Origin of the sequence: Shewanella sp. 2_MG-2023 (genome assembly GCF_030548905.1) — a bacterium.
GTDB classification, from domain to species: domain Bacteria; phylum Pseudomonadota; class Gammaproteobacteria; order Enterobacterales; family Shewanellaceae; genus Shewanella; species Shewanella electrodiphila.
Genome location: NZ_JAUOSO010000003.1, coordinates 247,518 through 273,495, shown reverse-complemented (window position 1 = coordinate 273,495; position 25,978 = coordinate 247,518). Strand labels below are relative to the sequence as shown.

General features: G+C 40.0%; 19 protein-coding genes. 8 read left to right on the top strand and 11 right to left on the bottom strand.

Annotated features, from left to right (window positions below; genetic code table 11):
• Window positions 1–222 precede the first annotated feature (222 nt).
• Entirely contained in the window at window positions 223–5,250 is a 5,028-nt protein-coding gene (locus Q4600_RS05080; protein WP_303513361.1) for a S8 family serine peptidase, read from the bottom strand.
• A gap of 447 nt (window positions 5,251–5,697) precedes the next feature.
• Here Q4600_RS05080 and Q4600_RS05075 point away from each other — a divergent pair, with 447 nt between their 5' ends.
• Complete coding sequence (locus tag Q4600_RS05075) at window positions 5,698–6,606, top strand: LysR family transcriptional regulator (protein WP_303513358.1); 909 nt, start codon at window positions 5,698–5,700, stop codon at window positions 6,604–6,606.
• Window positions 6,607–6,615: 9 nt separating this feature from the next.
• Here Q4600_RS05075 and Q4600_RS05070 read toward each other — a convergent pair whose 3' ends face one another.
• The 4 genes from Q4600_RS05070 to Q4600_RS05055 all read right to left on the bottom strand — a co-directional run bounded on the left by Q4600_RS05070 (window position 6,616) and on the right by Q4600_RS05055 (window position 9,813).
• Window positions 6,616–7,557 (bottom strand): LysR family transcriptional regulator, encoded by a 942-nt coding sequence (locus tag Q4600_RS05070; RefSeq protein ID WP_303513356.1) that lies wholly within the window; start codon window positions 7,555–7,557, stop codon window positions 6,616–6,618.
• A 182-nt stretch (window positions 7,558–7,739) separates the two neighbouring features.
• Window positions 7,740–8,699 (bottom strand): DUF4097 family beta strand repeat-containing protein, encoded by a 960-nt coding sequence (locus Q4600_RS05065; RefSeq protein ID WP_303513354.1) that lies wholly within the window; start codon window positions 8,697–8,699, stop codon window positions 7,740–7,742.
• Window positions 8,696–9,289 (bottom strand): hypothetical protein, encoded by a 594-nt coding sequence (locus tag Q4600_RS05060; protein WP_303513353.1) that lies wholly within the window; start codon window positions 9,287–9,289, stop codon window positions 8,696–8,698. Before Q4600_RS05060 ends, Q4600_RS05065 begins: the two co-directional genes overlap by 4 nt.
• The gene (locus Q4600_RS05055; protein WP_229369494.1) at window positions 9,286–9,813 is read right to left on the bottom strand and encodes an RNA polymerase sigma factor; all 528 of its coding nucleotides are present in this window, start codon (window positions 9,811–9,813) and stop codon (window positions 9,286–9,288) included. The genes Q4600_RS05060 and Q4600_RS05055 overlap by 4 nt, the downstream gene beginning before the upstream one ends.
• Before the next feature lie 342 nt (window positions 9,814–10,155).
• Between Q4600_RS05055 and Q4600_RS05050 the strand changes: the two genes are divergently transcribed.
• On the top strand, window positions 10,156–12,021 hold the full coding sequence (locus tag Q4600_RS05050; RefSeq protein WP_303513349.1) for a methyl-accepting chemotaxis protein: 1,866 nt from the start codon (window positions 10,156–10,158) through the stop codon (window positions 12,019–12,021).
• A 206-nt stretch (window positions 12,022–12,227) separates the two neighbouring features.
• Window positions 12,228–13,316: a methyl-accepting chemotaxis protein gene (locus Q4600_RS05045; protein ID WP_303513346.1), complete on the top strand. Its 1,089-nt coding sequence runs from the start codon at window positions 12,228–12,230 to the stop codon at window positions 13,314–13,316.
• A 119-nt stretch (window positions 13,317–13,435) separates the two neighbouring features.
• Here the strand turns inward: Q4600_RS05045 and rpiA are convergent, their stop codons facing one another.
• The 3 genes from rpiA to Q4600_RS05030 form a co-directional block, all read right to left on the bottom strand.
• Window positions 13,436–14,098 carry a ribose-5-phosphate isomerase RpiA gene (rpiA, locus tag Q4600_RS05040; protein ID WP_303513343.1) on the bottom strand — a complete coding sequence of 221 codons (663 nt, stop codon included), beginning with the start codon at window positions 14,096–14,098 and terminating at the stop codon, window positions 13,436–13,438.
• Window positions 14,099–14,190: 92 nt separating this feature from the next.
• Entirely contained in the window at window positions 14,191–15,015 is an 825-nt protein-coding gene (locus Q4600_RS05035) for a mechanosensitive ion channel family protein (protein ID WP_303513340.1), read from the bottom strand.
• Window positions 15,016–15,026: 11 nt separating this feature from the next.
• Window positions 15,027–16,355, bottom strand: coding sequence for an ATP-binding protein (locus tag Q4600_RS05030; protein WP_303513337.1), 1,329 nt, complete (start codon window positions 16,353–16,355; stop codon window positions 15,027–15,029).
• A 486-nt stretch (window positions 16,356–16,841) separates the two neighbouring features.
• On the opposite strand from Q4600_RS05030, the gene Q4600_RS05025 reads away from it, so the two are divergent.
• The 3 genes from Q4600_RS05025 to Q4600_RS05015 all read left to right on the top strand — a co-directional run bounded on the left by Q4600_RS05025 (window position 16,842) and on the right by Q4600_RS05015 (window position 19,236).
• Complete coding sequence (locus Q4600_RS05025; protein ID WP_102528905.1) at window positions 16,842–17,834, top strand: cytochrome-c peroxidase; 993 nt, start codon at window positions 16,842–16,844, stop codon at window positions 17,832–17,834.
• A gap of 174 nt (window positions 17,835–18,008) precedes the next feature.
• Entirely contained in the window at window positions 18,009–18,698 is a 690-nt protein-coding gene (locus tag Q4600_RS05020) for a cupin domain-containing protein (RefSeq protein ID WP_303513332.1), read from the top strand.
• Window positions 18,699–18,882: 184 nt separating this feature from the next.
• Window positions 18,883–19,236 (top strand): HopJ type III effector protein, encoded by a 354-nt coding sequence (locus Q4600_RS05015; RefSeq protein WP_303513330.1) that lies wholly within the window; start codon window positions 18,883–18,885, stop codon window positions 19,234–19,236.
• 18 nt (window positions 19,237–19,254) lie between these two features.
• On the opposite strand, the gene Q4600_RS05010 is transcribed toward Q4600_RS05015, so the two are convergent.
• From Q4600_RS05010 to Q4600_RS05000, 3 genes are all read right to left on the bottom strand, one after another.
• Window positions 19,255–19,842, bottom strand: coding sequence for a NapC/NirT family cytochrome c (locus tag Q4600_RS05010; RefSeq protein WP_267869129.1), 588 nt, complete (start codon window positions 19,840–19,842; stop codon window positions 19,255–19,257).
• A gap of 348 nt (window positions 19,843–20,190) precedes the next feature.
• Window positions 20,191–21,072 (bottom strand): PD40 domain-containing protein, encoded by an 882-nt coding sequence (locus Q4600_RS05005; protein WP_102528902.1) that lies wholly within the window; start codon window positions 21,070–21,072, stop codon window positions 20,191–20,193.
• 313 nt (window positions 21,073–21,385) lie between these two features.
• Window positions 21,386–21,679, bottom strand: coding sequence for a hypothetical protein (locus Q4600_RS05000; RefSeq protein WP_102528901.1), 294 nt, complete (start codon window positions 21,677–21,679; stop codon window positions 21,386–21,388).
• Window positions 21,680–22,077: 398 nt separating this feature from the next.
• On the opposite strand from Q4600_RS05000, the gene Q4600_RS04995 reads away from it, so the two are divergent.
• Window positions 22,078–24,192, top strand: coding sequence for a TonB-dependent siderophore receptor (locus tag Q4600_RS04995; RefSeq protein WP_303513320.1), 2,115 nt, complete (start codon window positions 22,078–22,080; stop codon window positions 24,190–24,192).
• A gap of 403 nt (window positions 24,193–24,595) precedes the next feature.
• Window positions 24,596–25,978: a TolC family protein gene (locus Q4600_RS04990; RefSeq protein ID WP_303513317.1), complete on the top strand. Its 1,383-nt coding sequence runs from the start codon at window positions 24,596–24,598 to the stop codon at window positions 25,976–25,978.

The window sequence follows — 25,978 nt, the reverse complement described above, 5'->3', positions numbered from 1 at the left end:
AGAATCAACCTGACTCATCTAGTGTAGTGCTTGAGCAGCGCTTAAATAGTATTTGTATAAGACTAAGTAAAACCAAAATAGTCAATTACATCATAGGCTCTTAGCCATGATGTTCAATTATGCTAAGTCAATCAGCTTCTAGAATAATATGTTTTTGGCTATTTATAAGCATAAAAAAGGCCTTCATCTGAAGGCCTTTTGATTGATTATATTAATGAATTATTAGTGATACTTTTTACGACGACTTGCGCCAAGTAATCCTAAGAAAACTAACCCTAATAAACTTAAACTTCCTCCATCGTCATTATCTGGAGTTGCTTCAGGTTCAATTGGATTCTCTGCTGCTGGTGGAGTTGGCTCCACACCATCAGAGTTAACCGTTAACATGAATGTTGTCGTGCTCATATCATTCGGGAACAAGTTATCAGACACTGTCACAGTGATCATGGTTTCACCCCAGAAATCAGCTGCTGGCGTAATATCAAAACTTGAACCTGATGTATGACCATTGACTACAGCAGTAACATTGTCGCCAGTGACTGTAATGGTGTTAGCAGATACTCCACCATCGTTATCAGCGTAGTTAACCACAATACCTTCAAGTGTTGTGTTTTCATCAACCATTTTATCGCTAATATCAGACATAATGATATTTGAGGCAACGCTAATCATTTGTTCAGCATTGGCATTGGCAATACCTTCAATATCGCCTGCGATAGTGACTGTTTGATTGACACCAAGCGCTTCGTGGGTGACTTCAGCTTGCATATTCACAACAACAATACTGTCACTAGGACCTGTGATGTCATAACAGACGACTAAGTTATTTGACACTTTGTCTTCAAGGTCATTGAAGGCGTAGCTTACACCAGTATGGCCGTTTAATGGACCATAAGTACCACGAGGACCATTGTAACCGCGAACACCGATAGAACCTTCCCCAGCTTCACCAGCAAAATCGATATTGTCATAGGCCATGACAATTTCATATTCACCAGGTGCGTGACCAGTATTGTTTTTCAAGAAAACTTGATGATCATAAGAATCACTTCTAGGGGTGATCAATGTGTTCCAGTTTTCATCCCAACTTTTGTCATGAGTTGCAGCTTTATTCCATTCTATGATGGTGTAATCGTCTGCAAAGGCTAATGTCACACCTTTCTCTTCGTTGATGTCCCAGTTCGGTTCATACATAGCGAGTGTCCACTTCTGCGGACCAAACATTGCCATTGGGTCTGTAGCATCTAAGCCACCCCATAATGGTGCTACGATGAAATCAGGTGGAGTTGAATACTCGTTAGTTGGCAGCTCTAAATACATATTCATTGGCACGAAGTCCCAAGGATTGAAGTTGCCTGTATCTAACTGTAACCAGCCTTTAGAACTTAGGATAATAGAGTCTGTATTGAAATAATCTTGGTTATCAAATACCGTCAAAGTACCGGCATTTAATGGTATTTCAATATCATGATTCCAGTTTCCGCCCCATTCGGTTGCTTCATAAAAACTACCCCAAGTAACATTAAGTCCGAACTTAGCTAAGTCAAGGTATCCGCCATCAACCGGAGTGCCATCAGGATAATCAATATCCAATGGTGTACGACACATAGCATCTTCAAGATTGGTAGTGATGTTGTAGTTTGTTTCAAGACCGGAAGTATCAAGTTGGCTGCTAAGTAAGCTGAAGCCGTTTTCCGTTTCAGTTAATCCTTCAATCTCAGCAATTGAACCTGGCACTAACTTTAAACCTGAAGACAATGTTGCACTTAACTCTACTGCACGATCATTACCAGAAAGGTTAGGCTGAACCATGAAACTGACATCAATGATATCGCCAATTCGTGCAGCATCTTGTGAAGTATTAATAGAAACGCTGTTTACACCGCGTTTAATGTTAAGCGGTACTATAGCTAAAGAACCTTCGGCATTATCACCAGCAGCTATGGCAGCAGCAGAGTAGTAATGTGTACCCTGTTCCATCTCCATATTCCAGTCGATTGTTAATGTCGAATTTAGCGCGCTTGTTTCTTCAAAGTTAAGGTTAATAGCTGATGAAGTTTCTTTTGGGATAACAACATGAGCCATTTCAATAGTATCAACATTATCATATGGGAATAATGGGTAACCACTCATCACCATAACAGTGTATTCACCTGCTTCTGGATCTTCTAAAGCACAGTATTGTCCTTTGGTAGTTTGCCCCAACATTGAGCCACAAATAGCTTCTGACTGATGTAAACGTCCATCTTTGTTGAAATCTTGAAAGATATATACATCGGTTTGAAGATATTGATTAAATGGATGATCAGTTTCTGAACCTACTCGTCCTAATAATTCAGCACGTAAAACAGCACTATTTTCAGGCACATCAACCGTAAAGGTCTTTATGTTTGGTAGTGTGGTATCCCAGAAAAACTCATCATCAACGGCGATGGCGCTAAACTGGCGGCGAGGTAAGTCAAATGTTTCGACAGTTGCTTCAACAGGCGTGTAAGCAACACCGCTTAAGCTTGAACCTGGAGCACCAAATGGTACATCGGCAATGACATGTTGAGATTGATCATCATGTGCAGTGATATTAATCGTACTTGGCAGTGTTTTACCTTGATACGTTGCTAAAAACGGCCAATGAGCTGCAGGTATGGTTTCATCTTGTGGCGTAAATTGAATTTCACCAGCAGCTGTTTGCACTGTGCCATCGTACCAAGCCATATCTGTTTCTTTAAATAGACTGGTAACCGTTAAATCAATGCTTTCACCAGCTTTTAAGGTAAAGGTCGAAGGAGTGACTCTTACTTTGGCTGTTGGATCTAAGGTGAAATCCCAAAATAGTGGTGAGCGATCAGAGTATTGTGCATCAACACTCCAAGTGCCATCTCGAGTCGCTTTCACTGTACGTATCCAGTTACAGCTTAATCCACAATCTTTATTAATCAGTTGCGGTAAGTTAAGTTCACGAACTTGGCCGCCATTTTGCGGATTTGCTCTGCGGAAATTATCTGCAGTTTCATCCATGACTAAACCACTATTGATGGCTCGTGCAACATTAACAAGACCGTGTCCTGCGCGGTAAGGGCCCGCAATCTCAACTTTTTGATCAAATGGATGATTCGTTTTAATTGCTTGGCTATTGGCTGTCATTTGCAAAGCTGATTGTACTTCAGATGCTGTCCAGCTTGGATTAGCCTGACGTACTAATGCCATGACACCTGCAACATGCGGGCTTGCCATTGATGTACCGCTAATAGCGTTATAATTACGGGTATCTGCTTGTGGGTTAAGCGGGTTTTCATCGTTCCAAGCTGCAAAAATATCCACACCGGGTGCAGCAATACCTGGAGAAAATAATTCTTCAATCGTACTTGATGGACCACGAGATGAGAAACTCGCTAACTGATCTGCATTTTCTGGGGTGATGACGCGCGAAGCGGTTGAAGCGGTGATTGTTCCTTGTAGGTCTGTGCCTGACTGAATCCATGGCTGAAGACCTTTAACACGCCAATTACCGTACCACTGAGTCGCATTGATATGCACACCTGGAATTGCGTAAGTATCATTAGCAACATCATCATCGGTTTCATTGTAGGTGTTATAGAGAACGAAACCACCAGCGCCACCTGCAGCAGCATTTGATGCTTTGTCTACACGAGCAATATCGCCACGTTCACAAATAACAATATCAGTTGCTTGGAAGGTATCAGCAGGAAAAGGTGAATTACAACGTGCATCACCAAAATCGGCAGCAACAACGAAGTTACCAGTGAAGGATTCAGAGATACCAGCAGCATCCAGCCTGTCAGGGACTAACGCAGCGTCACCTCCAACAAAATTATCTAATGCTTTATCTTCGATGGCGATTGAACGTGCATGTGTGGTGGCTGCAACGTTTAATACCCAAGGTGAAGTATGATCTACGGTGTAAAGTGAATCGGTACCGTTTGCTGCGCCAGAGTTACCGGCAGATAGTGCAACAGCAACACCCGCTTCACGGGCAGAAAGGAATGCCATTTCAAAGGCATCATCCCATGGGAAACTTTCGCTACCACCAATTGACATGTTGATGACATCAACACCGTCTTTAATTGCTTGTTCAATGGCAAATAACATCGCATCACCTGAACAGCCACCACTTACCATACATACTTGGTATGAAATGATGTTAGCGTGAGGGGCAACACCTGAAATCATCGGCATTTGCACGCCAATAGGGTTACCAGGTCCGCCACCAAGTTGCGATCCTACAACGTCTACATCATATAAAATATTACCAGCAACCGTACTGGCTACATGGCTACCATGGCCTTGAAAATCTTCACCAAAATCAGGTGCTAATGGATTTCCCCATTCGTCTTTGAATTCAGTAGTGATATCTTTGTGAGTGTAAACACCGATCAATTTATCGTTACAACGGTCTGCAAATTCTTCTAGGCCACAATCACCTAAGTAGTTTCCTTGACCTAATGGATTGGTGTGTTCAAAACCGTCCCCGCCAATTGCTGCAAATGAAGGGTGGTCAGTGTTAATACCTGTATCGATAATACCGACGATCATGCCTTCACCTGTGTAGGCATTGCCATCCGTCGTTGTAGAACCATCCCACACACCTTTCGAACCAATGTGTTCAGGACCAACGTCGGTATGTAATTGATAAATTTTTGAACGTTGAATATAGGCGACTTCTGACATGGAAGACAGCTGCACGGCTTCTTCTTGAGTCATTTCAACGGTAAATGCATTAGCTGCTAAGGTAAATTGTTGTTTAACTTGCAGGCCTGCTTTTTGAATCAAACTTTGTTGTTTTGACAATAGGTGTTTGGAGTAAGCATCAATCGCATTAACACTTGCACCAGTTGCAACGCCTGCAGTAAATAATTTTGCACTTTTATTATTTAGGGTGGCTTGTGTAGCTTGTAGGCCTGGTACATCACCTTTATAGGTCGCAACCGAGCTACCGTGCATTCTAACAATGTATGTTTGTTTGCCCGTAAGGCCTTTTTCAATCTGGATTTTGTCTTTGGCTTGTTTAGCTTGGAAATGAATATTAGTCATCTCGCCACGTCTAAGTGGCTGAGTGGTTTGTGTTCCTAATTTAGCCTGAGTCTCCTTTTGGGCTAAGTACATTTCCATAATGTCAACGCCTTGCAATTGCACAATATCATTTGCAGAAGGAGGGCTACTTGCTGCAGCACTGCCAACACTACCTGCATATATCGCAGCCAATGTCATCAATGTCAATTTTTTAATTCTCATGATGAGTTCCTATTAATTATTATTTTAATGACCACGAATAAAAAAGTGGTTAATCAGATATTGCAAAATTGTTACCAGATAATCCAATGCGAAATTAAGCATTAAATAATGCATAAAAACTATTAATAGGAATTGGTTGTTTAATCTTAATTGATGCAATTTTTGTATCAGATTAATGCGCAGTTGTAATTAATTAATTGAATATTAAGTGATACGTTTTGATACATTTGCGTATTTATATAAACTCTTTATTTACAGTGGCTTATGGTTTTGGTTTGAGGTTTTGCATCAATTTTAATTATTGTTGAACTAAGAAATTAATTCTGTTTTAATATTGATGTTTTATCACTTTTATTAAAATTTGAAATGTTTTTTTATAATGAGTAAGTTGACGTAATTGCTATTAATACTTCGGATTTTCTGCTTTTTTTATAATTGGGTATGTTAATGGAATTACGTCATTTAAAACATTTTCTTGTTGTTGCGGATTTAAAACATTTCCATAGAGCTGCACTCGAATTAAATTTGGCACAACCATCTTTGTCTAGAAGTATTCAAAAAATGGAAGATTTATTAGGAGCTAAATTATTAGAACGGACTTCACGCTCGGTGACATTAACCCCATTTGGCGAAGTAGTTGTTGAACATGGTAGCCGTATCGTACGAGATGTTGAGTATCTAAAAAGAGAAATCAAAGCGATTCAAGGATTAGAAACCGGGGAGTTAATGGTAGGGGCGAGCGCAATACCATTAAATAGCATTGTAGGCCCGAGTATTGGCCAATTTATCAATACATTTCCCAACGTCAATGTTGAATTAAAAGTAGGTAATTGGCTGAGCTTGTATCAAAAACTGTGTAAAGCTGAAGTGTCATTATTTATCGCTGAAACCAAAGCGACGGAACTGGATTTAAGAGATGACATTGAGGTGATTCCATTACCCAGTTTTCAAGCGGTATTTTGCTGCCGTGCAGGGCACCCTTTAACTGATAAACCTCAAGTTACACTTGATGATATTAAGCAGTATCCGATTGCGATTCCATCAGCCTTACCCAAACCGTTATTTGATCAATTTGGCGATCTATTTTCTAAGTATCGCGATGACTTTTCAGGGTTAGTGAAATTTGAACAATTTCAGGCGATTAAGGAGTCGTTGACTGAATGTGACTTAGTGGCATTAGCGCCAGATATCTCCATCGTGCGAGAGGTAGAATCCCAGTCTTTAGTGGAGCTACCTGTGATGGATATTCCTGACATAAAAGCATCTTTTAGTATTGTTTATCTTAAAAATCGACGCTTAACGCCTGCGGCCAAAGCTTTTATCGACTTTATTAACCCTGAACCTTTAGCGATTTAAGTAAACTAATTAACGACTTCTTTCTGCTTTATTTTGCTCAGTAATAATCTGATTAATGGTGTTATATAGCCACTGAAAAAGCGGCTTGTTTCTGTGTCGATAATGATGGCAGAAATAGCTATTTAATTCGACAGGTTTACCATCGATATGTATCACCTTACTGGTGACTTTTTCTGTGCTTATACCATGATATTGTGTGCCGACAGCATGCATTAACTGGGTTTGTGCAACCACACTGAGCACTGAGCTTGGATGAGGGTTACGATAAGCAATAGTTGGGCTTAAACCACGGCGTTTAAGATACTTTTCCACATAGGTTATATTCTCGTTCCAACCTGGCACATGTAACACCGCTAATGGGTACTGAGTAAAAGCCTGTTCATCGATAGTTTTATCTATCAACGGGTGCTGTTTGTTTAAATAAACCCTCGCAAACAAACTCGGCAGTGTTTTTATGCTCATTTCTTTGGAGAAGTCTGGTTCCATCATCGTAATGGCAAAGTCTTGTTTACCTAATAATAAATCCTGCTCCGTTGCGCTATTCCATACCGATACGACTAATTCTACTTGCGGAGCAGTCTGATGCAGAGCGAGAAATAACTTATCGCTGATCAAACCTATCAAAGCTGGGTGAATCGTGACGCAGAGTTTACCGGTTAGTTTTTTGAACTCAAATTCGTCGACATGATTAATGATATCAGCCAACTCTTGCCACGTATTTGGCAGCCTTTGGGCTAAAAAGTGGGCTTTATCTGTTGCCGATAATCCGTGTCTAGTCTTAACAAAAATAGGATCGTTAAAGGCATCACGAAGTTTTTGTAGTGTTCGACTGACTGCTGGTTGACTCATGTGCAGTCTTTCAGCTGCTTTATGGGTGTTGAGCTCTTCGTACAAGATGAAAAAAACTTTGATTAAATTCAGATCGAGTGACTCAAATGGGGTTTTATTCATTGTGTTTGAAGGCAAGTAAGACAATGGGTATAGACAGTGTATTGTGGATTAGACGAAATGTCGAAATAGTGCTAATGAAAATACCAATTAACGCTTGAATAACTATACAAAAAAAGCCCCTAACAATCATCATTATTAAGGGCTTACTGAGTGTTGAATTATTTCATTAAACTTAGGTTAAGTTATTTCTCTAAACTGACTTTTCCGCTAATGGTGCTGGCATTAAAGCTACCATCACCTTGCTGAGTTTTAAATTGAATAGACTGACGTGATGAATACTTGGTTTTCATCGGTTTATCATTCGTTAAACGATTTTCAATTCTTCCACCTGGGCCACCATCAATCTCGAATGCTAAATTTGGCATATTGGTAAACTTAACTTCAATGTCACCGCTGACAGTATCGAATAATACTTTAGTGATGGCGTCACTCAGTTTAACTTCAATATCGCCGCTAACAGTAACCACTTTAACTTTTTCCGCAGCAGTAAAACTGCCTTCAACGTCACCAGAAACTTGGTCAATGCTTAAGTCTGTGACTAAGTTATTTTCAGATTCTAACTCACCACTGACCAGGCGATATTTTGCTTTACCTTGCACATCTTTGTCTTTGATATCTCCTGACACCGTTTCTAATTCAATTTTACCGTTAAGCTTTTCAGCTTTGATGTCGCCTGAAACAGTGTTTAAGCTGATTTTACCTTCAATATCTTCAACTTCCATACTGCCACTGACTAAAGATAATTGAACTTTACCAACTAGTTTTTCAACTTCGTAGTCAGCAGAAACCCCTTCGGCTTCCAGTGCTAAATTTGATGGAATACGAATAACTAAGTTTGAACCTTGATCATTGTTACCGCGGTAGCTGCTTGGTAGCTTATCCTCTATGATAATATCGCCGCCTTTTTTTTCAAAAACAAAGCCCTCTGATAGTTCATCAAGCTGACCCTTTACGCTAATAATATCCTTATCCCAACCAATAATTTCGACCTTGCCACGTTGTACTTTTAACTCAATATTAGGGTTGGCAGAAACGGTCATTTCACGCTCTATCTGTTCGACTGCTTGCGCCATCAGTGGAGTCATTAACAGACTGCAGCCGAATATCGTTCGACTGACTAGCTGGTTAAGGGTGATATTCATATTTGATTTCCTTGAGTTGATGGAGCTGTATTCATTGGTGTGCGTTGCTGTTGTTGTAACAATTCTATTTCGCGTTTCATAATCCAAAGCCATAAATCCCAAACTTGTTTATTGTTAGGGTCATTCTTTAAGGCTTGCTGAATCTCTTTTGAGGCAAGTTCTAGTTCTGAAAACCCTTTATTGAACGGGTTAGTTTGATTATCAAGCTGCATACCTACGGTGTATTTGTTGTCTTCAAATGTGGCAATTTGTTGTTGATGTGTCTGGGCTATTTGATCGACCAGTGCAATTAAATCTTCGGTGGACTGGTTTGATAATGCGTTCTTGACCGTTAGGGTTTCAGTGGAGCTGATGTTTGGCGTCGACAGTTTCCAGCCTAATACCATCACAAATGCAAGGCTTGCGGCCATTGCAATCATTTTCCAATGTGAATCCCCTTTGACCATGCTGTTTTGTGTCATATTGCTGTTGGTTTTCGCATTAATTTGGTCATCAATGTCTTGCCAAAGATCGACCTTAGGAGTGATTTCTTTGGGTAAACTGGCTATCAAATCGTCAAGGTTTTCTTGTTGTGGTTGGTTTTTTTTCATGACAGCATTTCCTGTAACATCTGTTTTGCTCTGTGGTACTGGGTTTTGCTCGTTCCCACTGCAATATTCAATATTTCTGCAATTTCCTGATGCTGATAACCTTCAATGGCGCTTAATACAAATACCACTCTGGTTCTTTCTGGTAACTTCATTATTAACTTGTCTAAACGGTGATATTCATAATGCCGACTTGCTTCTTGTTCGTTTTCGTCGGTGATACTGCTATCAGGTAAAAAGCGGTGCCAAAAACGCTGTTTGGCTTTCATGCTGTTAATGGCTTGATGAACCGATAATTTATGCAACCAAGTGGTGAACTGACTTTGACCATTAAACTGTTCTAATTTTTGCCACAATCTAACAAAACAGTCCTGACAGATTTCATCGGCATGATCATGACTACCACTAAGGCGAAAACAAATGGCATACACTCGTCCCTGGTGACGCAAATATAACTGCTTAAATGCAGCTTTATTACCTGACCTGGCTAGATTCACTAATGTCTCGTCAGGCGTAAGCCCATCGATTTGATCGTGATTAGCCTGATTTTGATCTGTTTCAGCGTTTTTACTTTGCTGCTGAAACTGGCAATCAATGTCAGTAATGTTGTTGGAGTTCAGGGTCACCGTTTTATCCGATTGGGTGCGAGTTACTAGATTAGACATTAGCAAGTTAGTAAAAGGTTTACTCGTATATAAAAAATAATATCTAGAAAACCAACTTTTGGTCGATAAAGATACAGTCAGTATCCTGAAAGCTAATACATTATTAGCTTATGCAGGCTATAAAAATTAGTTTGCTTAAAAGTTGTCTAATAGGTAATTAAGCATCTATATTTTTAATGTACCTTAAGGTTATTAGGGATTTATATGCTAATTCGTACCAAGTTAATATTGAGTGTTGTGGTGTCACTAGTTGCATTTGTCGCGATGTTTTTATTGCAACTCTATACCAGTGATGTGAAATCGACTTTGGCAGGTGCTGCCAACAATATTACTGAAATTGAGCGAGAAGTTTTACAACTTCGAGTGACGGAAAAAGACTTTTTTGCCCGGTTAGACAGTAAATATATTGATCAACATGACAATATTTATGTCGATATTAATAATACGATAGCTGCGCTTAATGAGGCATTAACCGATCGTGGTTTATCCACTCAAAGCTTATCGAGTTTTAACCAAAGTCTGGACACCTATAAAGTCATGTTTGCTGAGTTAGTGACTTTACAAACAGAAATAGGCTTAACACCGAAGACGGGTTTATATGGGGATTTACGCAAGTCAGTTCATAATGTTGAAACCATTTTAAAAGAGCAAGGACAAGCGGAGTTATCAGTCACCATGTTACAGCTGCGCCGTAACGAGAAAGACTTTATGTTACGCCGGACCCAAAGCTACCTAGATAAATTCGAAAAGAATTTAGATTTATTTCAATCGCAACTTCAGTCTTCATCTCTCAATTCATCAACCAAGAATCAACTATCAGGATTGGCTGATGCTTATCAAAAAAGTTTTATCTTATTAACTGATAAAGAAAAGCTATTTGGTTTAACCGCTTATGATGGTGACATGCTGAAACTAAGAGAAGCCATTAAAAGGACGGATACCGATCTTATTCATCTGCATGAGCAAACTAATGCTCAAATTGCAGGAGCTGAAACTAATGCGCTTATTTTAGGGGTAAGTATTTTTGTGCTTATCTCCGTAATCTTATCGATTTCTGCTTATCTTATTTTACGCAGTATTGTGGTGCCGATTAATGATATCAATCGGGTGATCTCAGAAGTTGAAAAGAATAAAGATTTAACGCTTCGTTGTGATGAAAGCAAAAACGATGAACTTGCAAGAATTGCAAAACACTTTAATGCCATGGTGCTCAGTTTTCAGCATTTGATTGAGCAAGTGAACGAATCAGTAGATGCGATGAATATCTCCTGTGAAGAGCTGACTCAAAATGCAGTTACGGCATCTGAAGGCGTTTCAAAACAATTAAGTGAAACGGACATGGTCGCAACAGCCATTACTGAAATGGGGGCGACCATTGATGAGATTGCCAGTAATACTGAGCAAGCAGCACTTAAAGCCAACGAAACCAATGACAATGCTCAGCAAGGTTTAGTCAGTGTTGAACAGACAATTGAGAAAATACAAAGCTTAGCAAGTCAGCTGAGTGATTCATCAAACGTGGTCGCAGACTTAGAACGTGACAGCGAAACCATAGGCAGCGTGTTAGATGTTATTAGAGGTATTGCAGAACAAACTAATTTACTGGCATTAAATGCTGCGATTGAGGCTGCTAGAGCCGGTGAGCAAGGCAGAGGATTCGCGGTAGTGGCAGATGAGGTCAGAAACCTTGCCATGCGCACCCAAGAGTCCACCGAAGAAATTTCGAAAATTATTTCAACTTTGCAAAGCCGTACTCATTCGATTGTGCAGTTAATGGATGCCAGTCAACAGCAGGGTTCAGAAAGCGTCGAGCAAGCTGGTGGAGCAGGGGACTTACTCAACTCAATCACCCAAGATGTGCAAACCATATCAGACATGAGTACCCAAATTGCGACCGCCATTGAAGAGCAAAGTATGGTGGCTGCAGAAGTCGGTAAAAATGTAGTGGTGATCCGTGATATTGCAGATGAAACAGCCAATGCAACTGAAGAGAATGCGGCAGCAACACAAGATGTTAGACAGCGAGCAGAGTCATTACATGAAGCGGTGAGCTTATTTAAAGTGAGTTAAATCTAAAAGCCATTTATTAGGCTCTAATATGCAATGGGTTTATGCAATTGGCATATGCAATGGGCTTATGTAATTGGCTTTAAAATCAGTATTAACTATTTACAGGAATAGTCCACATTATTGAGTTCCAATCAGTGAAGTGTTTTTGTATAAGGTTTATATTAAATTCAAGTGGATATTAAATAAAAAGAATAATTGGGATAGCGATGTTTGTTTTAAGAAAGAGTCATACACAGCTACAACAAGAAAATGATGCGTTAAAAGAGAAAATTAATCAGTTATCTAATGAAAATGCTCAATTAGCTGATAACAATGCGCATCTAAATGAACAATTCAATGCTATTCAAGAAAATTCAGATACAAAATTTAGAGGAATGCTCCTAGATTGTGCGATTCAATCCTTAGGACATATTGAAGGAGTTAGAGGCACTGTCCTTCAAGCTCATATTGATATTAATAATGAGAAAGAAGCGAGTGAACAAATTAACGACTCGCTAGATGCTTCAAATCAATCACTTGAAAGCATGGTTGAGGGCATAGAGACAATCACTCAAAAAATGACTGGCTTAACGACTAATATATCTGGTTTATCTTCAATGGCAGATAACATCAATTCGTTTGTTGCGACTATTTCAAAAATTTCTGACCAAACTAATTTGTTAGCTTTGAATGCTGCAATTGAGGCAGCTCGTGCTGGAGATGCTGGTCGAGGTTTTAGTGTCGTTGCTGATGAGGTGAGGGCCTTAGCAAGCAATACCAATGGTTCTGCTAAAGAAGTTGCTGAGTTAGTGCAACAAATTATTCAATCGACCAATGAAACTGTTTTTTCAGTTGAAGATATTCAAGGAAGTAATGCAGAGTTAGCGGGTGGGATGTCATCTCTTAATGAGGATTATGATTCTATTATTTCATTCTGCACCTCTATGAAAGATGCAATTGGTCATGCTTCATTACGTACCTTCATTCAAACAGTAAAGTTGGATCATATTGTATGGAAGGGCGATGTTTATGCTGTCGCTTCTGGAGCGAGTCAAAAAGAGATAGGAACATTTTCAGATCATACTATGTGTCGATTAGGTAAATGGTACCAAACAACTGGCAAGGAAAGTTATGCTAATTTATCTGCCTTTAAAAGGTTAGATGAGCCACATAAACTTGTGCATCGTAATGGGGTTGAAGCGCTTTCTTTAATTAATGCTGGCGAGAAAGAAAATGCATTGAAATACCTAGAAGCGATGGAGTTAGCCAGTGAGAAAGTGATGGCTTGTTTAGATGAGATTGCACAAAGCAGCTAAGGTAATTAGCAGACATTAATTTAATTGTAATAAATTAAAGCCAACAAAAAGCCCAATCACTGATTGGGCTTTTTAGTGTTCAATAAACCATTTATTCAAACTGTTTGGTTTCAGACCGCTTATGCTGGCAAAATAGTGTTTACACCATCTGGTGAGCCAACCAGTAATACGTCAGCACCGCGATTAGCGAATAGACCATTTGTTACCACACCAACGATAGCATTAAGTTGCTTTTCTAGTGTTTTAGGGTCAAGAATTCTGTAGTTGTACATGTCTAAGATAACGTTACCGTTATCAGTCACTACGCCTTCTCGGTAAACAGGATCGCCACCTAACTTAACAAGCTCGCGAGCAACATATGAGCGAGCCATCGGGATCACTTCGATTGGTAGTGGGAATTCACCTAACACATCAACTTGCTTGGTGTTATCAACAATACAGACAAACTTTTTAGCCACAGCTGCAACAATTTTTTCGCGTGTTAGTGCCGCACCGCCGCCTTTGATCATGTCCATGTGAGCATTGATTTCATCTGCACCGTCAACATAGACAGATAAATCAGATACGCTATTTAGATCAAATACTTCAATACCCAATTGTTTCAATTTTTGGGTTGACGCTTCTGAACTTGAAACTGCGCCTTCAATGTCATTCTTCATTGTTGCTAGCGCATCAATAAAGTGATTAACCGTTGAACCGGTTCCAACACCAACAATTGAACCTTCTTCAACATATTTTAGTGCAGCCCAACCAGCGGCTTTTTTCATTTCGTCTTGAGTCATGACAACATCCTGTGGTGGCAATCTAGCAATGATAAATATTAAAATTGGCCTGAGTATAACAAAAGATAAACAGTGCTAGATACGGTAGTGATTTAATTAATCGACTCTGAAGTCACAGATTTCGTTACAGGGTAAAATTGTGCCTGTTTAAATGCATTAATCACCCGTAAATTAATATCACTGGCAAATTTTCGCTCTAATCTAATATCCATCACATAGGCTTTTACCGTTAAGGTAATCAGATGCTCACCATATTGATAATCAGTGGCAATATTGACCGTAATGGGCTTATCTAAAAAAGTGTAAGGCGAACATTGAGTGGCTTCTTTTGCCAGTTGAATCGCGTGCAGATGATCAACGCTAATGGGTAGCTTAAATGTCACCACTACCATTTCATCTAATGCGCCACTGTTAGCATTCGACACCGCCGTTTTTAATGCCTCAGCATTGGGCACCATAACAGTATTGTCATCAAAAGTGCGTAGCCAGGTGACACTCCAATCAAGTTGAATCACCTCGCCATAATGACCTGAAAGCGTGACCATATCACCCACTCGATAAGGCGGGGTGATCATAATAATCAGTCCAGCAATCATATTTTTAGCAGGCTCTTGTGTCGCTAAACCTAATACAATCCCGATGGAGCCAATAACGGCTAATATCAAATTCTCGTGAGGATCGATGATTTCAGTGATGGTGTAAATCATCACGGTAGCCCAAACAAATAAGCGCGCAAAAGGGTATAAACGACTCCAGAGTAAACGGTATTTTGGCAGTTTGATGGTGAGCTGTTTCAACACAAATTGCACGATAACCATAAGCAGCCAAGCAAATAAACATACGGTGGCAAAAGCTAATAATTTATCAAAAGAAATAATGTCGAGTATGGCTTGTAGTGCTTTACGTGAATCATCCATGCTTATTGCTCCTACAAGTAAAGTTTATTGTGATTAACTAAATGACTGGCGATAAGCCGGGTTAATGTTGGGGGAATGACGTAGTAATGCTGAGCAAAGTCCAACTTTGAGTAATGAGGTTTAAGTAAGCCCTGGCGTGAAAGATATTCTAATTTTAATGAGCTTTGTTCTATGCTGGTGGCAAAAATTTCAGCATGCTGAAATATGCGTAAGCCTCCATGAACATAGATCTCAGCCAAGCTAAATAAATCTTCATCAGTACATTGTTTAAGTGTTGCTAAGTCCGGTGTGCATATTGGTTTTATGCTTAAAGGGTGATTAGGGTCTTCGGTTAACGCATTAAATAGTAAAACACAGGCGAGTTTGCTGTGACCGCCACTGACCTGGTGCAATTGCTTTGTTAGCTGTTCAAATGCGGCTTTCTCTGTTTCTTCATTGCCATCACTTGTTAAAGTCAGGCTAATATTAGCGGTTTTAGCTTGGATGACATCTCGAAACTCTAATAAAGAAAAGTATTCTAATCTTACGATAATTTTGACGAAGTTTGTGATGGAGTATTGTGACGATAAGCGATGCCATACATAGGTTTCACAGCCTAGGATCCAGCAATGCTGTTGGCGTGTTTCCATGATAACTGTCGCGAAGGTCACTAAAGCTTGATAGTTGCCCATCATTCTCAGCATCAGTTTATGTAAGTCATCAATGATAATGATGTGTGAGTCTTGTTGATTAATAAGTGCAATCGCTTCAGTGATGGATTTGGGCTCATCGGTAATATTGAAGCAATAACACAAGTTAGCGATGGCTTCTTTGGTCGTGAGCGCTGCGTGGTAAAAGCTGACGTAAGTGACAGGCACTTGTTGATGATATTGATGATGAAATTGATTCAGAAAAGAGCTAACGCCAGAGCCAAACGGGCCTATCACCGCGGTTAACTCGCCTTTATTATTTTGCCAACGAGAGATCGCATCACTGACCTTTTTCTGCTGAACATCTCGGCCAATAAACTGACTATTTACCGCTTGGAGAGGCGTTTCAATTTGCTGCTGATTTGACTGCTGATTTGACTGCTGAATTAGCTGAACATCTTGAGTATCAAGGGCGACTGACTCAGCAAGCTTATTCGCTAAAGGCTGTAAGTCAGTTCTTATTGGATGATAAAGCAGACACTTTTCTACTTCAGAAAGTATGGTTGTGTCACGGGGATAAAGTTGGCTTATTTCCTTAAGCGAAAGTTTGCCTTCAATGCTGTCGCCATCATGACTGCTAGTCGATTGTCCTGATATTAGGTTTTTTATTGATTGCCATGCTTTTGAAACACGTGGGAGTTGAACATCCATTTAATCGCTACCTTCATTGTCGACACATGCAAGCTCTTGGCTTAATTCCATTGATTTTACTTAGCTAAAGTTAACTTTAGCATACTTAATTGAACGAACACTTATTCAATAGCTTGAATAATAAATTGGGATTTCGGCTCAACCTAAAGGCTTAAAAATCGGAAATTGACAGTACATGAAGGTGAAACTGTAAAAATGCCTAATCTAAAAATGTCATTTTAAAGCAGAAATAACATCAAAGGTGATGGTTTTTCGCTCTTTTGGGTGTGATCTATCTCGGTTGTAACCGGTATTTTGAATGCACTGTTTAGCTGTAAACTAATTAATTGATAACCTACCTTGTTTGTAATAATAAACAGTGATTTAGGTCGCGTTTTTATCATCAAAATACACGATAGACCCAATCGAATTTTGTCGTTTTAACTCATAAAAAGTGGCGTATATGATGGCTTCAAATAAACCACATACCCTATAAGGTTATTAGTTATGACGAAGCTAACCTCAGTTGCAATTTTGATGGCATCAATTTTTTCAATCTCTACCTCACAGGCCAGTGAGCCAATCGAAGTGATCAAGCCTGCTGTGATCACCGAACCTGAAAAAGTTGAACTAGGCAAAATGCTATTTTTTGAACCACGTTTGTCAATGTCTGGGTTTATCTCTTGTAACTCTTGTCATAATCTATCTTTAGGTGGTGTTGATGCCCTGCCAACCTCGATTGGCCATGAGTGGCAAGAAGGTCCAATTAACTCACCAACAGTATTAAACGCTGAGTACATGCTAGCGCAATTTTGGGACGGTCGAGCGGCTGACTTAAAAGAGCAAGCTGCAGGCCCTATCGATAATCCAAAAGAAATGGGTTACACCCATGAATTGGCAGTCGGAACTATTGCTTCAATGCCTGGATATGTAGAACGCTTTAAAGCAATCTACGGTTCAGATGAAGTGAATATCGACAGAATTACCGATGCAATTGCCGTATTTGAAAAAACCTTAGTAACCCCAAATAGCCCGTTTGATCAGTATTTAGAAGGCGATAAAAAAGCGATTACTGCTGATGCGAAAGCGGGTTATCAATTGTTTAAAGATAAAGGTTGTGTAGCCTGTCATAGCGGCCCTGCTGTTGGTGGCACCATGTACATGAAAATGGGCCTAGTTAAGCCGTTTCATACTGACAACCCTGCGGTAGGGCGTAAAGGCGTAACGGGTAAAGATGCGGATAAATTCGTCTTTAAAGTACCAACCTTACGTAATATCGAACTAACTTATCCCTACTTTCACGATGGTAGCGTTTGGACATTAGAAGAAGCCGTTAACACTATGGCAGACATTCAGCTAGGTCAGACTATGACCGAAGTTGAAACCAAGCAAATGGTAGACTTCTTGAAGAGCTTAACCGGTGACCAACCACAAATTATGTTACCAATTTTGCCACCTTCGAATGAGAACACACCACGTCCGGTGCCATTTAAGAAGTAACTAGCAGCCCTATATTTAGCGGAAAAAGCCTACTCAATTTTTTGAGTAGGCTTTTTTATGTTTAATAATCAATAAATAGGACCTAAAAGTACCTACTACTCCAAATTGTGCCTGCTTTTTATTCATCACCAATAAGCCTATGATAACGGCATAGATTGAGTGGAGAAAAAGAATATGAATACCGCTAACAATACCAGCAAGACTGATTCACTGAATATGGATTTTAGCCAACGAATTGTTATTAATACTCATATGCTTGAGTGGGATAAAAGCCCTGCCAAAGGTGTATGGCGTAAACGTTTAGCCAGAGAAGAAGCGGAACGTGGCCATGCGACCAGTATTGTTAAGTATGATGCCGGTGCAAGCTTTGCGTCACATCCGCATCCTTTAGGTGAAGAGATTTTAGTTTTATCAGGAGTCTTTTCTGATGAAACTGGAGATTATCCAGCGGGCACCTATATCCGTAACCCTGAAGGTTTCAGCCACGCACCATTTAGTGAGCAAGGCTGCGAGTTACTGGTTAAGTTACATCAGTTTCAAACCACTGACATTGAACAAGTTAGGGTAGATACTCATCATACTGATTGGCTTCCAGGCCAAGGGGACCTGCAAGTGATGCCGCTGCATCAGCATTTAACCGAGTCGACAGCATTAGTGTTTTGGCCTGCTGGCTGTCAATTTCAGCCTCATCGTCATTTTGGCGGCGAAGAGATATACGTTATCAGTGGCGAATTTATTGATGAGTTAGGTCGATATCCAGCAGGCACTTGGATCCGCAGTCCACACTTAAGTCAGCATAATCCCTTTGTAGAACAAGATACGGTGATTCTGGTTAAGGTGGGGCATTTGATGATAGATGAATAGCGGCCTTGATATGGTTTTTATTAAATCAATCTTGTCGTTTGCGTGCTAATAAGAAATTGTTTCAATTGATCTTATTTTACAGGAGATTTATGGTGTTATCGCTACAATGGACAGATCACTGCAGCTATAGAATTAGGCAAGAATATAACCCAATCGATATCAACATAAACTAGGACAGCACTTAATGACTCAATCAACACTAGCAAACTTCATCAAGGCTATCGATAGTCCACAGAACATTCTATTTGAAGATACTATGGCGATTATTGAGGCGCATTATGTGTTTACGCCATGTGCGTTTACTAATGGTCTACAGAGCAATGCTGAAGGAGAAAATGCCGGCTCTTGTAAGGTGTTTGCTTTTGGGACGTTACATCAGCTAAATGAGCAACAAACCTTGAGTTTATTTGGTCAGCATTATCGAGATGTCGTGGCCACTCCACAAGGGAATGACCATCAAAATATCCGTCAATTTATGCTTAATGGCTGGGACGGTATTAAATTTACAAGCAGCGCATTAGCGTTAAAAAGCGCATAGTTGCAGCTAGTTCAACCTTTAATAACCTTCAACTCCGGCCATATCTGGTAATTGATGAGCAATGCCTTTATGGCAATCAATACAGGTTTGTGCACCGCTTTCTAAGTAGGTTGAGTGCATATCAGCTGCGCGGGTTGATTGGCGAGTGAAGTCCATATAGTCGAACTCATGGCAATTTCGGCACTCTAAAGAGTTGTTGGCTTTAAGGCGTCGCCATTCGTGCTCGGCTAATTGGCGGCGTTTAGCTTCAAACTTTTCAGGCGTATTTATCGAACCCACTAAATGCGCCCAAATCTCTTTTGAAGCTTGCATTTTTCGCGCTATTTTATCGGTCCATTTATGGGGCACATGACAATCGTGACAGGTGGCTCGTACACCGCTACGGTTGGTAAAATGAATCGTTGGTTTCATTTCTTCATAGACATTTTGATGGCAACTGCTACAAAACTCCTCGGTACTCGACATTTCTAATGCAGTATTAAATGCACCCCAAAAAATGATCCCAGCAATAAAGCCGCCTATTACCAGAAAGCCTAAGCTGTAATGGACACTCGGCTTTTTCATCACTTGCCAAACAGTATTCAGTAACGCGATTAATTTTTTCATATTTCACTCATAAATGAATAGAAAAGGAGTTGTAATTGACTCTTTAAACGACTCTTTAAACGACTCTTTAAACGACTCTTTACACGATTAGGTAATGGATGACAGCTGGCCGCAGTAATATAAAAAATAAACCCGACTCAATCAGTATAAGCGGTGTCAGATTATCTGCGCTGTTTGTTGGATAAACATATAGTACGGATGCTAAAAGAAGCTAACTTAAAGGCGTTGGCGAACATACTGTCATCAGTGTAATAGTGTTTTTAGTGATAAATGGATCATTTTTAATGACATTAGAAAGAGGAGGGAACAAGCAAGGGAAACCTCCCTTGCTATGTATTTTTATTTTGGTTAAATCGCTAATGCAGAAAGTTTAATCTGGTACAAGTTACCTTTGCCATTTTCAATACGGGTAAAGAACAAATACTCGCCGTTAGGTGAGATAATTGGAGTGAACTCATGGTCTGCTGTATTCACTTTACTGCCTAGACTTTTTGCTACTGTCCATTCGCCATCGATTAACTTAGACAGATATAAATCGCCTTTTCCGAGGCTATCATCGCGATCCTTGATACTAAAAACGATCGTCTTGCCGTCTCGAGACACCGCCGAATCACCAATGTTACCTTTCATACCATAAATATGGCTTGGCAATGGTCTTGGAGTGTCAAAGCCATCTCCTTTAGGCTGAGCAACATACATATGGCGACCGTTGTCCCTAAATGAAGGAAAGTATAACTCGCCTTTGTCAGTGAGTGACGGGTATAAGTCTGCTGCGGCAGAGTTAACATCAGTTAAGTATTCAGGTGTTTGCCATTGGCCTTCAGCCCAAGTCGTTCGCCACAAATTGACCTCAGGTGCTTCATCCTCACCCTCTGAAATGGGTCTTTTAGAGACAAAATATAGCTGAGAGTAATCGGCACTGTAATAAGGATCTGCATCGAGGTAATCACCAGAAATAGATAAGGCTGACGGTGCTTGCCACTGGCCATTGCTAAAGTCTGATTGCATCATAGTGCAGTGACTAAAATCGTCAGCACAACGGGCAAAAATGACCTTATCTCCTGCTTTGTTAAACACAGTATTAATTTCAAAATGATCGGCTGTAGAAATAATCCCAGGAGCGAATTCAACAGTTTTGTTGGCCGCTCCAGGGTTATGGTAAGCAGGAGTCGATGCAAAAGTGTGGAGTGACATCATGCATAAGCTGATTGTTATTATGGTTTTTTTCATGAAATGCCTATTGGTGATTTCTTTTGCTTTAGTAAAGCAGGTTTGATGAATTTGAACGGAGGATACAAGGGTTTGTTTTATAAATCCACACTTATGTGAACTTAGATTCGCTTTTGGTGAAAGCGAAAACCTCGGTGTTTTATGTTGCTGACCCTTTAAGTTGGAAATTAGATCTAGATAGAAAATTGTACAGTGGATACTTAATAACTGGGGAGGATAATTCTAGAGGTTGGGATGTTAACAGTGGCTTGGTCTACATCATTAAAATAACGTTTATGAGAAAAGTTCGCATAAACGTTATCTAACAATTTGCTTATTTTGGATCTCTTAGATGAGTTTTTCGATGAGAAAACTGCTGGTTTAGCTGACTAACATCCGCTTTGGTAGGATCTAGCACTTGAGTTTTTCCGTCTTCAGTGACTTGATACTTGTCGACAGTTTTGTTGACAAAATCGACGACAAATACTGGGCCAGACACTTGATTGTTAATTGAAGATAGTCGTTGCTCTGGGCTGCAATCATTACATTCGATGATCATAGCAGACGCATTAGCAGCCATTAAAACTGACGCTGCTAGGATTGATACTTTGTAAGATAACGATTTCATAAAAACTCCTGTAATTCATTTCTCTAAACTGCATTAGTAGAAAGGTGATCTTCGTCACACTTTTATCTTATTGAATAATAAATGAACTGTCTAGTGCAGATAATTATCTTTGGAGTTTTAAGATTAGAATCCTAATCCCTTGAAACGAATAATGTATATGTTTGTGTAGGGGTAAACGAGTAGTAATTCAGGAAGGCAATGAACCTCATGTATTCGATTCCAGCCTATTGGCATTGAGTGACCTTATACTTCATGACCCCTTAAAAATTGAGGTATTAAATTAGTGCTTATTACTATGTAGCACTTACAGTAACAATTAATTCATGGACTAGCTTTGACGATTAAAATGATATGTTGTAACATCCCGCTTCAAATCAACCCCTCACAGAGAAAAGCACGTGAAAAAACAGCTTTTATGTTCACTAATTGTCATTTCTAATGGCGCGATAGCACAGGATAATATTAACCAAACGTCAGAAATGAATGATGATATTGAACGTATTGAGGTGAGAAGACACTGGCAACCATATCGCGGTAATGTGCCATTGATTGATACACCACAAGCTGTCGATAGAATTAATGCTGACACGATAAAAAACGAGGGTATTACTCGTTTTATGGATGCCTTAGATTTTTCTCCAAGTATCGTAAGACAAAACAATTCTGGTGGCATGTTTGATAGCTTTGCTATTCGCGGTTTTTCTGGGGATGAAAACAATCCAACAGGTTACTTAGTGAATGGTTTTAATTCACGGGGTTATAACGGTAATAGAAACACCGCTAATATTGAAACCATTGAAGTAATGAAAGGACCAGGCTCGGCATTGTACGGTCAAGGTGAGCCAGGTGGTACCGTCAATATCGTTACTAAAAAGCCTCAGTTTGAAGAACAAGGCTATATTCAAGGGACTTTAGGTAACTACGATACTAAGCAAGTTGAGTTTGACCACACTAAAGGCATTAGTGATGATGTCGCTTACCGTATCAATGGTTTTTATGAAGATTCAGATACCTATCGCGATCATGTTGATGTTCAAAGCTTAAACTTAAGTCCGTCTCTTTTGTGGAATATTTCAGATGCCACTAGCTTAAGCTATGAAATGGAAATTCTCGATCAACGTAAGCCGTTAGAACGTGGTGTATACGTTTTAGATAATGACTTTGATGCTGTTGATACTTCGGCTTTTTATGGTGACACCAGAGATGGCGACCATACCGTTAAGGCACTAGGTCACCAATTATTATTAAATCATCAGCTTAATAATAATTGGCACTTATTAACCGGCTTAGCTTATAGAGATTCATCGTTTAAAGGACAGTCTTCAGATGCAGAGCTTTCTGACGGTCGCCAGTTGATTTATAGCGATCCAAATACGCTATCAAGACAACGAAGAGAACGTGACTATCAAGCGCAAGATTTGTCAGCGCGCTTCGAGATCAGTGGTGACGTAGAATTAGGAGGATTTAAGAATAACCTTTTAGTTGGATTAGATTATTATAACTTCCAGTTAGACACTGATTACCGAGTATGGCGCACGGCTTGGGGCTCAGGTGACGATACCTATTCAATTGACCCGAACAACCCTGATTACACTATGTTTCAGCCTGAAACATCACCAACGACATTGACATCAGAAGAGCAAACAGGTGTTGGCTTTTATGCGCAAGATTTGATTGAGTTAACCGATAAAGCAAAATTATTGTTGGGCTTCAGGGTTGATCGATTTAATCAGCAAATTTTGAACAAACTGGATAACGAAGAACACGAACAAGACCAAACTGAAGTGTCTTCGCGTTTTGGGTTTGTTTATGAATTAGGTGACAACATAAATGTGTACACCAGCTATGCAGAAGGCTTCAGACCGAACTCAGGTCTAGATTCAGACAGAAATGCCTTTGAACCTGAACAAACAAAGTCGTTTGAAGTGGGCCTTAAGTGGCAAAATGTCGCCGATAGATTTTCAGGTAGCCTCGCACTTTATGACGCAAGCAAAACCAATATGCTAACAGCGGAGCCTGATACTGGCCTGTCTGCCACATTAGGTGAAGTAGAAAGTCAGGGGGTTGAATTTCAGCTGAGCACATTACTGACCGATGATACCAGTCTTGAACTCGCTTACGCATATACTGATGCAAGAACTGCGAAAGACTTGATTGATAACGACTGGGGTGTGCCAATTCCTAAAGGCTCACGCTTAATCAACGTTGCAGAGCATGTCGGTCATGTTGCTTTAAGACATTACACAGACATTATGGGTAAAGAAGCCTACTTTGGCGCCACAGTAAATTATGTTGGTGACCGTTTAGGTGAGACAACCGACCCTGACTATATTTTACCTGCATACACCTTAGTTAACTTATCTGCGGCGGTAGATTTAACCAGCAGATTTAGTCTGATGATTGATGTAAATAACTTATTTAATCAGCAGTATTTTGAAAGCTCGTACCATAAGTTATGGACTATGCCGGGTGAGCCGATTAATTTCACCGCGAGTGTTAAGTATCAGTTTTAATCGCTGCTTAGACTTGCTACTGCGTTGTTGAACTTCGGCAGCAGTCCTCATTGACAACAGTTAACATTAAAAAGCGACCCTAGGTCGCTTTTTTGTTGTCTTTAAAACGGACGGGGATATGTCATCATGACATTATTCATTCAATGTTATATCTAATTCCCTCCTACCTCTCAGCTAATTCTTTTCTCACTTTTCATCACACTATCATTAATGTATTGATGTATTGATGTATTGATGTATTGATGTATTGATGTTCATAGGCGGGTAACTAGAAGCGCTTTGTAAAGCTATGCAAAGTTATTGTTTGGCTATTTTCTTTAAAATGTGAACTATTTAGAATCAATTGCGTAACATCTAAATAATAATGAATTGCATAATAATAACGAAAATGGATTTCCAATTGATGAAAAGACATTTCACTAAAGTGGCTTTAGCAACTTCGCTGGTCATTTTGTCTGCTTGCACCAGCTCATCCTATGTCGATGAGCCTTTGGTTAAGCCGCAACTTCCTCCTTCTTGGCATACCGATGCTGAGTCGTTAAAAGACAATCAAAGTTGGGTAACACCAATAGCGACAGATCAGTTATTAGAATTTATCAGCATTGGCTTAAACACTAACCAAGCACTCATACAGCTAGCATTAGAAGTTGAGGTCAAAAAGCAGCAGCTCAATGTGAGCGATTCAAGCTTTTGGCCTGAGCTAAACCTTGGTGCGAATAGCTCCCGAAGTGGCGATAATGATGCGTCTTCTAGTGCTAATAGCCTGAGTCTAAACTTAAGTTATGAACTCGATATCTGGGGTAAGTTATCTGATAACGCCAGGGCCTCAAAACTGAATTTATTAACCGCTGAAGCTAACTATCAGCAAGCTAGAGATGCTTTGGTGGCGGATTTGGTCATTGCCTATTACAAGGTAGTGACATCAAATGAATTAGTGAAGTTGTTTGAGCGCCGCACTGAAAATGCTCGCCTGAATTTTGAGATTATTGAATCAGGTTATCTGCAAGGCTTAAATGCCGCATTAGATGTCTACCTAACACAAAATGAATTTTATACTGAAAACTCCAATCTGCTATCCCAGCGCAGTCAGCGAAATCAAGATGTCAGAACCCTAGAGCGACTGTTAGGTGGCTATCCTGCGGGCAAATTATTGATTGATGAAAAACTACCATTGCTGCCACAAGGGATAAAAATTGGCGTGCCCAGTGAGTTAGTAAAACGCAAACCTGAGTTAAAAGCCGCTTGGTACCAACTGCTGTCGCAAGATGCGTTAGTGGCTTATACCCAAAAACAGCGATACCCATCATTGAGTTTAGGGGCTGATATTGGCACTGCCAGCAGTGACATTGCCAACTTATTAAGTGGTGACTACAGCTCATGGTCTGTGTTTGCTGGTATTACCGCACCTATTTTTAATGCGGGCCGATTAGCGTCGCTCACAGCACAACAGAAATTAAAGCTGAAGCAGCAAGAGCAACAGTATCTCAGTACCTTATTTAACGCTTTTGAACGGGTTGAGAACAATCTAGATTTAGATGCCAGTCTGCAGCAACAATATCGCGCGACTTTAAAAGCTCAAGAAAATGCTATTCAAGCTGAAACGTTATCATTTGAGCAATACCAGGTGGGTCTAGTCAGCTATACCACTGTGTTGGATGCTCAAACGCGCGCCTTTGTTGCCCAAAGCTCAGTCATTAGCTTAAAAAACCAAATTATTGCCAACCGTATCGGACTACACCTAGCTTTAGGTGGCGATCTGGATGCGAGTGTTACAGAAGAAGAATAA